At 70.8% G+C, this 13,135-nt stretch carries 16 protein-coding genes; 9 read left to right on the forward strand and 7 right to left on the reverse strand.

Annotated elements, in window-relative coordinates:
- Positions 1 to 50 precede the first annotated feature (50 nt).
- Together hmuQ and FJM51_RS06660 are read right to left on the reverse strand one after the other, a co-directional pair.
- Entirely contained in the window at positions 51 to 359 is a 309-nt protein-coding gene (hmuQ, locus tag FJM51_RS06655; RefSeq protein ID WP_140453345.1) for a heme-degrading protein HmuQ, read from the reverse strand.
- A gap of 128 nt (positions 360 to 487) precedes the next feature.
- Positions 488 to 1,225, reverse strand: a complete 738-nt coding sequence (locus FJM51_RS06660; protein WP_140453346.1) for a DUF1013 domain-containing protein — start codon at positions 1,223 to 1,225, stop codon at positions 488 to 490.
- 118 nt (positions 1,226 to 1,343) lie between these two features.
- On the opposite strand from FJM51_RS06660, the gene FJM51_RS06665 reads away from it, so the two are divergent.
- Positions 1,344 to 1,994 (forward strand): ribonuclease T2 family protein, encoded by a 651-nt coding sequence (locus tag FJM51_RS06665; protein WP_140453512.1) that lies wholly within the window; start codon positions 1,344 to 1,346, stop codon positions 1,992 to 1,994.
- A 6-nt stretch (positions 1,995 to 2,000) separates the two neighbouring features.
- Here FJM51_RS06665 and FJM51_RS06670 read toward each other — a convergent pair whose 3' ends face one another.
- Together FJM51_RS06670 and FJM51_RS06675 are read right to left on the reverse strand one after the other, a co-directional pair.
- Positions 2,001 to 2,981 (reverse strand): NAD(P)H-quinone oxidoreductase, encoded by a 981-nt coding sequence (locus FJM51_RS06670; protein WP_233713002.1) that lies wholly within the window; start codon positions 2,979 to 2,981, stop codon positions 2,001 to 2,003.
- Positions 2,982 to 3,111: 130 nt separating this feature from the next.
- The gene (locus FJM51_RS06675) at positions 3,112 to 3,849 is read right to left on the reverse strand and encodes a COQ9 family protein (RefSeq protein WP_233713004.1); all 738 of its coding nucleotides are present in this window, start codon (positions 3,847 to 3,849) and stop codon (positions 3,112 to 3,114) included.
- 137 nt (positions 3,850 to 3,986) lie between these two features.
- Here FJM51_RS06675 and rpsU point away from each other — a divergent pair, with 137 nt between their 5' ends.
- Positions 3,987 to 4,193 carry a 30S ribosomal protein S21 gene (rpsU, locus tag FJM51_RS06680; protein WP_140453348.1) on the forward strand — a complete coding sequence of 69 codons (207 nt, stop codon included), beginning with the start codon at positions 3,987 to 3,989 and terminating at the stop codon, positions 4,191 to 4,193.
- Between the two features lie 120 nt (positions 4,194 to 4,313).
- Here the strand turns inward: rpsU and FJM51_RS06685 are convergent, their stop codons facing one another.
- Both FJM51_RS06685 and FJM51_RS06690 read right to left on the reverse strand, forming a co-directional pair.
- Positions 4,314 to 4,928 carry a hypothetical protein gene (locus tag FJM51_RS06685; protein ID WP_140453349.1) on the reverse strand — a complete coding sequence of 205 codons (615 nt, stop codon included), beginning with the start codon at positions 4,926 to 4,928 and terminating at the stop codon, positions 4,314 to 4,316.
- A gap of 28 nt (positions 4,929 to 4,956) precedes the next feature.
- Positions 4,957 to 5,109: an aa3-type cytochrome c oxidase subunit IV gene (locus tag FJM51_RS06690; protein WP_140453350.1), complete on the reverse strand. Its 153-nt coding sequence runs from the start codon at positions 5,107 to 5,109 to the stop codon at positions 4,957 to 4,959.
- 220 nt (positions 5,110 to 5,329) lie between these two features.
- Between FJM51_RS06690 and FJM51_RS06695 the strand changes: the two genes are divergently transcribed.
- Entirely contained in the window at positions 5,330 to 6,313 is a 984-nt protein-coding gene (locus FJM51_RS06695; protein ID WP_140453514.1) for an L-threonylcarbamoyladenylate synthase, read from the forward strand.
- A 9-nt stretch (positions 6,314 to 6,322) separates the two neighbouring features.
- Here FJM51_RS06695 and FJM51_RS06700 read toward each other — a convergent pair whose 3' ends face one another.
- Positions 6,323 to 6,895: a YqgE/AlgH family protein gene (locus FJM51_RS06700; RefSeq protein ID WP_140453351.1), complete on the reverse strand. Its 573-nt coding sequence runs from the start codon at positions 6,893 to 6,895 to the stop codon at positions 6,323 to 6,325.
- A gap of 166 nt (positions 6,896 to 7,061) precedes the next feature.
- On the opposite strand from FJM51_RS06700, the gene FJM51_RS06705 reads away from it, so the two are divergent.
- The 6 genes from FJM51_RS06705 (at position 7,062) to FJM51_RS06730 (ending at position 13,135) form a co-directional block, all read left to right on the forward strand.
- Entirely contained in the window at positions 7,062 to 7,940 is an 879-nt protein-coding gene (locus FJM51_RS06705) for a protein-disulfide reductase DsbD domain-containing protein (protein WP_181164468.1), read from the forward strand.
- A 95-nt stretch (positions 7,941 to 8,035) separates the two neighbouring features.
- Entirely contained in the window at positions 8,036 to 8,536 is a 501-nt protein-coding gene (locus FJM51_RS06710; RefSeq protein ID WP_140453353.1) for a GNAT family N-acetyltransferase, read from the forward strand.
- 119 nt (positions 8,537 to 8,655) lie between these two features.
- Positions 8,656 to 9,666 carry a TRAP transporter substrate-binding protein gene (locus FJM51_RS06715; protein ID WP_140453354.1) on the forward strand — a complete coding sequence of 337 codons (1,011 nt, stop codon included), beginning with the start codon at positions 8,656 to 8,658 and terminating at the stop codon, positions 9,664 to 9,666.
- A 52-nt stretch (positions 9,667 to 9,718) separates the two neighbouring features.
- On the forward strand, positions 9,719 to 10,351 hold the full coding sequence (locus FJM51_RS06720; protein WP_140453355.1) for a TRAP transporter small permease: 633 nt from the start codon (positions 9,719 to 9,721) through the stop codon (positions 10,349 to 10,351).
- Positions 10,348 to 11,673, forward strand: coding sequence for a TRAP transporter large permease (locus tag FJM51_RS06725; protein WP_140453356.1), 1,326 nt, complete (start codon positions 10,348 to 10,350; stop codon positions 11,671 to 11,673). Before FJM51_RS06720 ends, FJM51_RS06725 begins: the two co-directional genes overlap by 4 nt.
- 52 nt (positions 11,674 to 11,725) lie before the next feature.
- Positions 11,726 to 13,135, forward strand: a complete 1,410-nt coding sequence (locus FJM51_RS06730; protein WP_140453357.1) for a hypothetical protein — start codon at positions 11,726 to 11,728, stop codon at positions 13,133 to 13,135.

Genomic DNA, 13,135 nt, shown 5'->3' on the forward strand with positions numbered 1-13,135 from the left:
TGGCGGACAGATGTCCGCCCTACGGAAGGGGTGGCGGACTGAAGTCCGCCCTACGATTCGAGGACGGTCTCGAAACCTTCGAAGCGGGGGCCGCCGACGTAGAGGGGCTTGCGCTCGCCGGCCCCGGCATGGGCGTGGCGGAACTGTTCGGAGCGCGTCCAGGCCTCGAAGGCGGCCCGGTCCTTCCAGAAGGAATGCGAGATGTAGAGCGTATGCTCCTCCGTGCTCGGCCCCCGGAGAAGCCGGAAGCTCTCGAAACCGGGCACCTCGCGGAGCCGGCTGTCGCGGTTGCGCCACATCTCCTCGAAAGCCGCCTCCGACCCGGGAACGACCTGGAAGCGGTTCATCGCCACGAACATCACTCACCCTCCTGACTGGCCGGCGCACCATCGCGAAAGACGCGGCGCGCCGCAAGCCCGGGGCACGGAAACGCGAAAGCCCCGCGCGCGGGCGCGGGGCCTCGTCGCATCCGCGCCGGGGGCGGAATCTATTCCTCGTCGTCCTCCTCGGCCGGGCCGAGGCCGGTGAACAGGCTCTCGGCATCCACCTTCGCCTCCTCCCGCGAGCGTTCGCCCGCGCCGATCTTGAAGTTCTCGAGGCCCGAGATGCTGGAGGGAACGCGCGGCTCCGGCTCCTGGCTGAGCGATTCCTGGGTCGAGACCAGCTTCATCCGCTCCGCGTCGCTCATCACGCCGTCCTTGCCCTGCTTCGCGACGGCCTTCGCCACGGCGATGTCGAGCTCGGACTGCTTGCACATGCCGAGCGCCACCGGATCGACCGGCGAGATGTTGGCGATGTTCCAGTGCGTGCGCTCGCGGATCGATTCGATCGTCGGCTTGGTCGTGCCGACCAGCTTCGCGATCTGCCCGTCCGAGAGCTCGGGATGGAACTTGACGAGCCAGGCGATCGCCGCCGGCCGGTCCTGCCGCTTCGAGAGCGGCGTGTAGCGCGGACCCTTCCGCTTCTGCTCCCCCTCGGCCGCCGGATTGCGCCAGAGCCTGAGCGTCGCGCGCGGATCCTTCTCGCAGCGCGCGATCTCCTCGGCGGTCAGCTGGCGGTTGGCGACCGGATCGAAGCCCTTGATCCCCTGCGCGACCTCGCCATCGGCTATGCCGTTGACCTCGAGCTCGTGCAGGCCGCAGAATTCGGCGATCTGCCGGAAGGTGAGCGTGGTGTTCTCCACCAGCCAGACGGCGGTCGCGCGTTGCATCAATGGAAGCGCCATGAGCCGAATCTCCTCCTGTCGAACAAAACCCTCCCCGAGCCGAAAACTCGGGTGTGCCGCGGCACAGGATACGGTCTTCGTGGGGAATACGCCGTGCTATATAGGCGCTCGGATGCGAATGATAAAGGGGCTTCGACTCCTGCTCGCGGCGGCCGCGCTCGCGCTCGGCGCGGCGGGGGGCGCCTCCGCCGTCGATCCGGAACCGGGCGATTTCGACTACTACGTGCTGGCGCTGAGCTGGAGCCCCACCTGGTGCGAGGCGGAGGTGGCCGCCGGCGACGCGCCCGATCAATGCGCGCCGCATCGCGACATCGGCTTCGCGCTGCACGGGCTCTGGCCGCAATACGACGACGGCGGCTGGCCGGAATACTGCGACACCGCCGAACGCGATCCTTCGCGCGGGCAATCGGCCGCGATGAAGGACATCATGGGCTCGCCCGGCCTCGCCTGGTACCAGTGGAAGAAGCACGGGCGCTGCTCCGGGCTCGGCGCCGCGCCGTATTACGACCTGTCGCGCCGGGCCTTCGAGAAGGTGAGGATGCCCGGGATCGGCGGGAAGACGATGAGCGCGGAGGCGATCGAATCGGCCTTCCTCGACGCCAACCCCTGGCTCGCGCCGGACGACCTGATCGTCACCTGCGCCGGGGGCAAGCTGCGCGAGGCGCGGATCTGTCTCTCCCGCGATCTCGCGCCCCAGGCCTGCGCCGCGGACGTGCGCGCGGATGCCTGCCGCGCCGGCGCCGCGCTGGACGTGCCGCCGATCCCCTGACGCGCGTCAGACGACGCTGAGCACGATCTTGCCCACATGCGCGGAGCTTTCCATCCGCGCATGCGCCGCCGCCGCGTCCTCGAGCGGGAAGACCCGGTCCATCACCGGCGCGATCCGGCCGCTGGCGAGATGCGGCCAGACCTCGCGCCCGAGCGCCTCGGCGATCCGCGCCTTCTCCTCGATCGAGCGCGGGCGCAGCGTCGAGCCGGTGAGCGTCAGCCGCTTCGTCATCACGAGGGCGAAGTTCACCTCGACCTTGGCCCCCCCGAGGAAGGCGATCATCACCATCCGCCCGTCGGGCGCGAGCGCGCGGATGCCCCGGGGGATGTAGTCGCCCCCCACCATGTCGAGGATGAGGTTGACCCCCTCGCCCCCGGTCGCCTCCTTGACGACAGCCACGAAATCCTCGTCGCGGTAGTTGATCGCGACCTCCGCGCCGAGGTCGCGGCAGGCGGCGCATTTCTCCGGCGAGCCCGCGGTCGCGAAGACCCGCGCGCCCCGGAGCGCGGCGAGCTGGATCGCCGTCGTGCCGATCCCCGAGGAGCCGCCGTGGACGAGGAAGCTTTCGCCCGCCCGAAGCCCGCCCCGGTCGAACACATTGCTCCAGACCGTGAAGAAGGTCTCGCAGAGCGCCGCCGCCTCGGCCATCGTCAGATCGCCCGGGATCGGCAGCGCATGCGCCTCGGGCGTCACCGCGTATTCGGCGTAGCCCCCGCCCGGCAGCAGCGCGCAGACCGGGTCGCCGACGCGCCAGCGCGTGACGCCGGCCCCGACCTCGGCCACCACGCCGGCGCATTCGAGCCCCGGCAGGTCCGAGGCGCCGGGCGGCGGCGCGTAGGCCCCGGCCCGCTGCAGCGCGTCGGGGCGGTTGACCCCGGCCGCGTGCACCGCGATCAGGATTTCCCCCGCGCCCGGCACCGGCGCCTGCCGCTCGGCGAGGCGCAGCACCTCCGGTCCGCCCGGCTCCGTGATCTCGATCGCCCGCACGCCCGTTCCTCCGTCGTCTTGATGTCGTCGCAACGGCGGGCCAGGCCCGCGGACCCGCGGGCGGCCCATGGGCCGGTGGTCGCGGGATCCGCGGAGGCCCGGGCCGCCGCCTTCCCGCAATACCCCGGGCTCAGTCCGCGTACCACCCCGGCAGATCGCGGCGCGGCGGCGCCGCGGGCGCCCGGACCCGGCCGAGCAGCCGGAGCGGGCCGCTCAGCACCGCCCGGGCCACCGGATTGGCACCGATCCGCGCCTTCGCCTTCTCGAACCGCATCAGATCCTCGATCCGGCGCCGGGTGAAGGCGCGGGTGCGCGGAAAGCCCGGCTCGTCCTCGCCGAGCCAGTAGAGCAGCGCCGAGGAATAGATCGCCGACAGCGTCGCCCGTTTCGAATACCAGTTGAAATCGTCGCTCGTGTCGCCGAGCGCCGTCCAGATCGCATCGGCGGTGTGCCAGAGCGCCAGCGCCCCCTCCGGCGCGTGACGCGGCAGCGCGAGGAGCGCCACGCCGCGGCGGACCGCGTCCTTCTCCCCGGCGACGACGTCGAGCCGGGTGTCGATCGCCACCGCCACCTTGTCGCGGAACCGCAATCCCTCGAGATCCAGCGCCGCCAGCCGTTCCGCGAAATCCCGGTCCCGCGCCCTGTGATAGGCGAGCAGAAGGTCGAGGCCGCCGCGCGCGAACTCGAACCGCGCGAGCGCCGGATCGACCCCGGCCTCCGCGATGGCGAGCGCGAGCGTCTTGTCCGTCCAGCCGTCGAAGGGCACATGCGGCAGCGCGGCGGCGATCACATGCGCGCGCAGCCGCTTGCCTCCGACGGGGTTCGCGACCTCCGTTCCGCTGGCGGGCATTTCGGGGAAATCGGCCATTCACGCTCCTCTCTCCGGTCACGGGGAACCGGGCACACCGGACTCGGCCGCGACCGGTGGACATGGCCGGTCGCATCCCCTATATAGCGCCTTCCTGCCGAATTTCGAAACTCTTGACTGGAAGGTGGTGACTACCCGTGCAGGTAATGGTTCGTGACAACAACGTCGATCAGGCGCTCCGTGCTCTCAAGAAGAAGCTGCAGCGCGAAGGCGTGTTCCGCGAGATGAAGCTGAAGCAGCATTTCGAGAAGCCCTCCGTGAAGAAGGCTCGCGAAAAGGCCGAGGCCGTGCGGCGCGCGCGCAAGCTGGCGCGCAAGAAGATGCAGCGCGAAGGTCTGCTCTGAGGCGACCTCAAGCCATGCAATACTTGCGCGGCCTCGCGCCGCGCACCGCCAGAACCCCCGGGGCCCCCGCCTCGGGGGTTTCTTCTTGCGGGGCGGACTTGCGCCGCCTTATCCGGCCCGTCAGGGCTTCGGGCCGGGGGCGGTCGCGTCCTGTTCTTCCCAGACCTTGTTCTGGCCCTTGTCGTTCTCGTAGATCCGATGCGTCCGCACACCCGGCAACTCCGCGAAATCGCGGTGAATCGATTCGGGGAAGAGCGACGAGCCGACCACGCCGGTGAAGGGCGGCACCGGCTTGAGCACGTCGGCGACCGCGAGCGCGCATTCCATCTTCAGGCTCTTCCCGTGCTCCACCGCGTTCGCGAAGATCCGGTCGGCCTCGGCCTTCGTGACCGCCACGCGCTGCGTCTCGACGTAATAGCCGGCGCGGGCATGGTAGCGTTCGTAGTAGTCGACGAAGCGCGGCGTCATCCCGTAGTGGATGTCACCGGCGCGGGGCAGGTCGGGATGGGTGAAGGTTCCCGCCGGGTCGAACAGGACCTGTTGCGACCCGTTGATCAGCAGCCCGGCATGCGCCGACTTGTCCGACCGCTCGTCCACCATGGAAAGGAGCGTGATCGAGGGCGGTTCGGGGCTGATGTAACGCGCCCGGGCGATCTCCTCGGGCGAGGCGGGGGTATAGAACTCGCAACCCGACAGGGTGGCCGCGACGACCGCGGCCAGCAACAGACGCGACAACACCGAACGGAACTCTCGCGAAGGGCGATCAGCTGTTGAACAGCGCGAGGAAGATCAGCACGAGAATCGCACCGCCGAAGAGATAGACCCAGAACTTCATGAAGGCCCCGAACATCCTCTCATGCTCGGTGATATCCATCGTCCCGGGGACGTGCTCGGTCGCGGGGTGATGCTCGGCCATGCGTGAACTCCGTGGTCTTCGCCCCTGCTCCGGGGCCTCGCGCGGCACTCTAGCCGCGCTCGGCGGCGCTGTCAGCGGCAATCGGCGGGGATGCGACCGATTGCCTGGTCGGCGCGCGCGGCCTTCGCGCTTTCCGGCGGCGGCGCGACGGGGTAGAACCGTCGGCGCCGGCCGGGTGGCGGCGAGGGACCGGCGCGCGGAGGATCTGTTGGCGGACCTGATGAACACGATCCTGCTCTCCGATACGCCCCGCGGCCTGCGCGCGGCGGCCGGGCTGCTGCGCCAGGGCGGAACCGTGGCCTTCCCGACCGAGACCGTCTACGGCCTCGGCGCCGATGCGCGGAACGACCGGGCGGTGGCGCGGATCTACGCCGCCAAGGGCCGTCCGAGCTTCAACCCGCTCATCGTCCATGTCCGCGACCTCGCCCATGCCGAGGCGATCACCGAGATGTCGCCCGCCGCGCGCGCGCTCGGCGCCGCCTTCTGGCCCGGGCCGCTCACGCTGGTCCTGCCGCGCCGCGCCGCCGCGGATCTCTCCGAACTCACCACGGCGGGGCTGCCGAGCGTGGCGATCCGCGTGCCCGACCACGATCTCGCCCAGCGCCTGCTCGCGGAATTCGGCGGCCCGCTCGCCGCGCCCTCGGCCAATCCCTCCGGCCGGGTCAGCGCGACGCGGCCCGAACACGTGATGGAGGGGCTCGAGGGCCGGATCTCGGCGGTGTTCGACGCCGGGCCGACGCCGGTCGGGCTCGAATCGACCATCCTCGCCTTCGACGGCGACACGCCCGTGCTGCTGCGCCCCGGCGGCCTGCCGGTCGAGGCGATCGCCGCGGCGCTGGGCCGGCCGGTCGACACGCGCGCCGCGCGCCACATCACCGCGCCGGGCCAGCTCAGTTCGCATTACGCGCCGCGCGCCACCCTGCGGCTCGAGGCGGCGGGACCGGGCCCGGACGAGGTCTGGCTCGGCTTCGGGCCGCTCTCGGTGCTGCGGCCGGGCCTGAACCTCTCGCCCCGGGGGGATCTGGTGGAAGCGGCGGCGAATCTCTTCTCGCATCTGCGCGCCGCGGACGCGCTCGCGGCCGAGACGGGGGCGGCGCGGATCGCGGTGGCGCCGGTGCCGCGCACCGGGCTCGGCCTCGCGATCAACGACCGGCTGGAACGCGCGGCCGCGCCGCGCCCGGGAGAGTTCTCCGCGACGCTCTGAGCCGCGCGGTCAGGCCCGCCCGCCCTCGGCGGAGAGGAGCCGCGGGTCGATCGAGATCGAGCGCAAGGCTCCGGACCATTTGCCCGCATCGGCCGCGCCGAAGACGAGGTCGCTGTCCGCCGGCGCGGTCAGCCAGCCGTTGGCCTGGATCTCGCCCTCGAGCTGCCCCGGCCCCCAGCCGGAATAGCCGAGCGCGAGCAGCGCGCGTTTCGGCCCCTGGCCCCGCGCGATGTCGCGCAGGATCTCGACGGTCGCCGTCATCGCGAAGTCGCTGTTCACCCGCAGGCTCGATCCCTCGACGTGATAGTCGCCGGAATGCAGCACGAATCCCCGCCCGTGCTCCACCGGGCCGCCCAGATGCACCCGTGTCTCGGGCAGATCGGCGGCGGCGGGGATGCTCAGCTGTTCGAGAAGATCGGCGAACCGCAGGTCCGGCGCGGGCTTGTTGACGATGAGCCCCATCGCGCCTTCCTCGGAATGGGCGCAGACGAAGACGAGCGAGCGCTCGAATCGCTGATCCCCCATCCCGGGCATGGCGATGAGAAACTGACCGCAGAGAAAGTTGGCATCCGGGTTGTCCATGCAGCCAGAGATTATAGCGCCGCCGCGCGTTTACAATGGAGAGGCGGCGAAATCACGCGGTCTTCGCGGGGCCGCGCGCGGGAAGCCGCCGCGGCTCGCCGCGATTTGACCGGGCGCGGGGCGCGAGGGGCTTTCGCCGCGGCGCCCGGCGTGGAAAATGGGACCCATGTTCCATGCCGCCCCGCCCTCGCTGATCGCGCCCGCCTTCTTCGCCGGCCTCCTCGCCGCGACCGCCCTCGCAGGCCCCCACGCCGCCGCCGCCGAGGCCGCGCCCGACGGGGCGGCGATGGTCGATGGCGCGGCGCGCGTCTCGCTGATCGACGGCTGGCGCGCGCCGGACGGGCGCGTGGTCGCAGCGATCTCCGTGAGGCTGGCGCCGGGCTGGCATACCTACTGGCGCAATCCCGGCGACGTCGGCATGCCGCCGAGCTTCGACTGGGGCGGGTCGGAGAACCTCGCCGGCGTCGCGATCGACTGGCCGCGGCCGAAGCTGTTCGAGGCCTTCGGCGACCGCTCAATCGGCTATGACGGCGATCTCGTCCTGCCGATCACGCTGACGCCGCGCGATCCGTCGCGTCCCGTGGACCTGTCGCTCGACCTCGCGATCGGTGTCTGCTCGGATGTCTGCGTCCCCGACCAGGCGAAGCTCTCCGCGCGGTTCGGGCCCCGGCCGAGCGATCCCGATCCCGCGCCGATCCGCGCGGCGCTGGCGGACCGGCCGCGCACGGCGGCGGAGGCGGGCGTCGCGGAGGTGACCTGCGATCTGGCGCAGGGTCCGGACGGGCTCGAGATGACGGCGACGGTCACCTTCGACGGCCCCGCGAAGCCCGGCCAGATGGCGGTGATCGAAAGCTCCCAGCCCGGCCTCTGGATCGGGGCGCCGGAGGCGCGGTCCCGGGGCCGCTCCCTCGTCGCGCGCGCGCCGGTGGAGGCGAAATCCGCCGCGATCGACCGGGGCGACCTGCGCCTCACGCTGGTCGGCGACGACGACGCGATCGACATCCGGGGCTGCGGCTCGGCGCGTCGGGCCTCCGCCGCGCGCTGAGGCGCCGCGCGGCCTTGCCGCCCGACGGCGCGGAACCCATCTGAAAGGGGTGTGGGGACCGCGCCGGGGGAGGCGGGGTCCGGGGGAGGCGTCTTGTGATCGAGATCCGCTGGTCGACGGCCGAGGACGCCGAGCCGCTGGCGCGGCTCCACGCCGCCTCCTGGCGGAACGCCTATGCCGGCATCCTGGCGCGGCCGGTGATCGACCGGATGATCTCCTACCGGAGCGCGGCCTTCTGGCGGCGCACCGGCGGATCGGGCCGCGCGCTCGTCCTCGTGCTCGACGGCGCGGTGCTCGGCTATGCGACGATGGGCTTCGACCGCCGCGCGCTGCGCGCCGGGACGCGCGACACGGGCGAGATCTTCGAACTCTATCTCGCGCCCGAGGCGCAGGGGATCGGCCTCGGCCGCCAGCTCTTCGAGGCCGCCCGGCGCGAACTCCGCGCCCACGGCTTCCGGCGGCTGCGCGTCTGGGCGCTCGCCGAGAACGAGATCGCCCGCCGCTTCTACGCCGGGCTCGGTGGCCACGAGGAGGAGCGGGCGGTGGAGCGCATCGGCGAGCGCGACGTCGAGAAGGTGGCCTTCACCTGGGACTGAGCCGTGCCGGCCACGATCCTTCCGGAAACCTTCGCGGCCGAAACCCGTAGCCACGCGCGGCCGCGCGTGGCACAAATATTCCTCAAGGTCCTCAAGGGCCACCAAGGGGAGGAATATCCATGCTGACACGTCGCGGCTTCAACGCCCTGACGGCCGGAGCGCTCGCAACCCTGTCGGCGCCAGGCATCGTCCGCGCGCAGGACAAGATCACCGTCAAGTTCAGCCACGTCGTCGCGCCCGACACGCCGAAGGGCAAGGGCGCGCTCCGGTTCAAGGAACTGGCGGAGCAGTATACCGACGGCGCGGTGACGGTGGAGGTCTATCCCAACAGCCAGCTCTACAAGGACAAGGAGGAGCTCGAGGCGCTCCAGCTCGGCGCGGTGCAGATGCTCGCGCCCTCGCTCGCGAAATTCGGCCCGCTCGGCGTGCAGCAGTTCGAACTCTTCGACCTGCCGATGCTGATGAACAGCCGCGAGGATCTGCGCAAGATCACCGACGGGCCGGTCGGCAAGCAGCTGCTCGGGATGCTCGAGCCGAAGGGGATCATCGGCCTCGCCTACTGGGACAACGGCTTCAAGATCATGTCGGCGAACTCGCCGCTGCACGTTCCCGACGATTTCCTCGGCCTCAAGATGCGCATCCAGTCCTCGAAGATCCTCGAGGCGCAGATGGAGGCGCTCGGCGCGGTGCCGCAGGTGATGGCCTTCTCCGAGGTCTACCAGGCGCTCCAGACCGGCGTCGTCGACGGGACCGAGAACCCGCCCTCGAACATGTATACCCAGCGGATGAACGAGGTGCAGAAACACGCGACGCTGTCGCGCCACGGCTATCTCGGCTACGCGGTCATCGTGAACGCGGACTTCTGGAAGGGCCTGCCGGAGGATACCCGCGCCAGCCTCGACAAGGCGATGGCGGAGGCGACGGTCTATGCCAATTCGATCGCCGAGGAGGAGAATGCGAACGCGCTCCAGGCGATGATGGACGCGGGCACCACCACCTTCTACGAGCTCCCCCCCGACGAGCGGGCGGAGTGGGAGGCGGTGCTGAGGCCGGTGCACGAGCAGATGGCGGACCGGATCGGCCCCGAGCTGATCCAGCAGGTCTACGACACGCTCGGCACGCCGAGCTGATCCATCCGCGGGCGGGCGGAGGATCCGCCCGTCCCCTGCCCGAGGGCGTGCCATGCTCCTGCGTATCCTCGACCGGTTCGAGGAGATCCTGATCTCGGTGCTGATGGCGCTCGCCGTCGCGCTCATCTTCGTCGCGGTCCTGCACCGCTTCTCGATCGGCTTCGCCGCCGACCTGGTCGGCTGGGCGAGAGCCTACGAGCTGCCCTGGCTGATGGATTTCGCCCGCTCGACCTTCAAGGCGATCAATTCGATCAAGCTCACCTGGGCGCAGGAGGCCTGCATCTACCTCTTCGTCTGGATGGCGAAGTTCGGCGCCGCCTATGGCGTCAGGATCGGCATCCATGTCGGCGTCGACATCCTCTCCGACCGGCTGCGGGGCCCGGCGAAGACCATCATCACCGTTATCGCCATGTCGGGCGGCATCCTCTTCACCGCGATCATCGCCTGGATCGGCGCCGAATTCGTCTGGCACGTGCGCGCGGGCGGCCAGACCTCGCCCGATCTCGAGATGCCGATGTGGATCATCTATCTCGCCGTCCCGCTCGGCTCGGCGCTCATGTGCTTCCGCTTCATACAGGCGCTCTGGATCTACCTGCGGACGGGCGAGATCGCGCATCATGATCTCGCCTCGGTCGAGGGCGTCAGGGAAGAGGGGCGCGACGTCGCCGAGGGAGGCCACGGATGACCGCGCTCATCATCTTCCTGATCCTCGCCGCGCTTCTGATCACCGGCATGCCGGTCTCGATCGCGCTCGGCCTCACGGTCTTCGCCTTCCTGTTCGGCTTCACCACGATCCCGCTCGATTCGATCGCCCTGAAGCTCTTCACCGGCATCGAGAAGTTCGAGATCATGGCGATCCCGTTCTTCATCCTCGCCGGCAATTTCCTGACCCATGGCGGGGTGGCGCGCCGGATGATCCGCTTCGCGACCGCGATGGTCGGGCACTGGTACGGCGGCATGGGGCTCGCCGCCGTGCTCTCCTGCGCGCTCTTCGCGGCGATCTCGGGCTCCTCGCCCGCGACGGTGATGGCGGTCGGCTCTATCCTGCTGCCCGCGATGGTCCAGCAGGGCTATCCGCCGCGCTTCGGCGTCGGCACGGTCACGACCGCCGGCGGGCTCGGCATCCTGATCCCGCCCTCGATCGTGATGGTGATGTATTCGGTCGCGACCTCCGGCATGGTCGCGACCGGGCCGGACGGCGGGCAGGTGCTCTCCGCCTCGATCGGCACGCTCTTCATGGCGGGCGTCGTGCCCGGCATCCTGCTCGCCATGATGCTCGGCGCCACGACGATCTTCCGCGCCTGGCGCAATGACTACCCGAGGATGGAGCGGGCGGGCTGGGGCGAACGCTGGCGGGCCTTCCGCGAGTCGATCTGGGGGCTCCTGCTCATCGTCATCATCATGGGCGGGATCTACGGCGGGATCTTCACGCCCACCGAGGCCGCGGCCGTCAGCGCGGTCTACGCCTTCGTGATCGCGGTCTGGGTCTATCGCGACATCCGGCTGCGCGACGTGCCCCGGGTGCTGCTCACCTCCGCGGCGATGTCGGCGATGCTGCTCTACATCATCACCAACGCGGTGATGTTCGCCTTCATCCTGACCTCGGAACAGATCCCGCAGGCGATGTCGAGCTGGATCGTCGACCAGGGCCTCGGCAGGATCGGCTTCCTGCTCGTCGTCAACGTGCTCCTGCTCGCGATCGGCATGGTGATGGAGCCCTCGGCCATCGTGCTGATCATGGCGCCGATCCTCTACCCGGTCGCGGTCAGGCTCGGCGTCGATCCGGTGCATTTCGGGATCATGATGGTGGTCAACATGGAGATCGGCCTCTGCACGCCCCCGGTCGGGCTCAATCTCTACGTGGGTTCCGCGATCTCGAAGCTCGGCCTGACAGAAGTCACGAGGGCGGCGGCGCCCTGGATCCTCACGGCGCTGGCCTTCCTGATGCTCGTGACCTACCTCCCCGACATAACGCTGCTTCTGCCGAGGCTCCTCGGGATGAACTGAGCGGCCGGGACCAGGCCGCGCGGTCCGCCGCGCGGCGACCAGAGGGAAGTGAATGCCTCTCGACGCGCGTTTCGCCGGACTGGCCGGTGTGCTTCCGGCGGGCGTGATGCTCGCGATGATCGGCTACGAATACACCGGCCACCCGGCCTGGACCGCGATCGCGGGCGTGCTCTCGGTCGCCGCCATCGCCGTCTTCAGCCTCGACGCGCCGCCCTCCCGCTCGGCCTTCGTCGTCGTCGGCCTCGGCCTCGCGGGATGGGCGGTCGCGACCCGACCCGACTGGCGCGCCGGCCTCGGCACGGCGATCGAGCGCGGCGCCTTCATCATCGCGCTCTTCACCGCGCTGACCGCGATCCGGACGGCGGCGATGAGCTCGCGCGAGATCGTCGCCTGCGGCCGCTTCCTCGCGCGCCAGCCTCCGGGCCGGCGCTACCTCGCGCTGACGCTCGGCGGGCACCTCTTCGGGCTCGTGCTCATGTACGGCTCCATCGCGCTCCTCGGCGGGCTCGCGGCCGAGAGCACCGCGGCCGAGCCGGATGCCGAGATCCGGCGCCACCGGCTGCGGCGGATGCTGCTCGCGGTGCACCGGGGCTTCGCGGCGACGCTCTGCTGGTCGCCGATCGCCTTCTCGATGGCGATCACCACGACCCTGGTGCCGGGCGCGAGCTGGAGCCGCGCCGTGCTTCCCTGCCTCGTCAGCGCCGCGCTGCTCCTGCTCGGGGGCTGGGCGCTCGACACGGTCTTCAAGCCGAGGCTGTCACGCCCCGCGCCGCCGCCGGCGGCCGTCGAGCCCGGCGGCTGGGTCGAGAACCTGCGCCCGCTCATCCTGCTGCTCGTCACCGTGGTCGCGGGGGCGGCGCTTCTGCGCGCGCTGACCGGGGTCGAGATCGTCGGCGCGGTCATGTCGCTCGTGCCCGCCGTCGCGGTCGGCTGGATCTTCCTCCAGGGCTCGCCCTTCGGCCGGAGCCGGGGCGCGCATACCGCCTCGCGCGTGGCGGACTTCGTCACCGGAGAGCTGGCGGCCTTCCGGGGCCAGATCCTGCTCCTCTTCATGGCCGCCTTCATCGGCAGCCTCGGCGCCTTCGTCCTCGTGCCGCTGATGGCCGATCACGGCCCCGACCTGACCGCGCCGCCGCCCGCGCTGATCGCGCTCGCGCTGCTCTGGATCATCCCGCTGACGGGGCAGCTCGGCATGAACCCGATTCTCGCGGTCTCGCTGCTGATCCCGCTCGTGCCCGCGCCGGCGGCGCTCGGCCTCGACCCGACCGTGCTCGTCGCCGCGATCACCGGCGGCTGGGCGCTGAGCGGCACGACCTCGCCCTTCACCGCCTCGGTGCTGCTCGTCGCCTCGATCGGCCGGGTGCGGCCGATCCGCGCGGGACTGGCCTGGAACGGCGCCTACATGCTCGTCATGGGCGCGGCGCTCTCGCTCTGGGTGCTGATCCTCGCCGCGCTGCTCTGA

The sequence above is a fragment of the Amaricoccus solimangrovi genome, assembly GCF_006385685.1.
Taxonomy (GTDB): domain Bacteria; phylum Pseudomonadota; class Alphaproteobacteria; order Rhodobacterales; family Rhodobacteraceae; genus Amaricoccus; species Amaricoccus solimangrovi.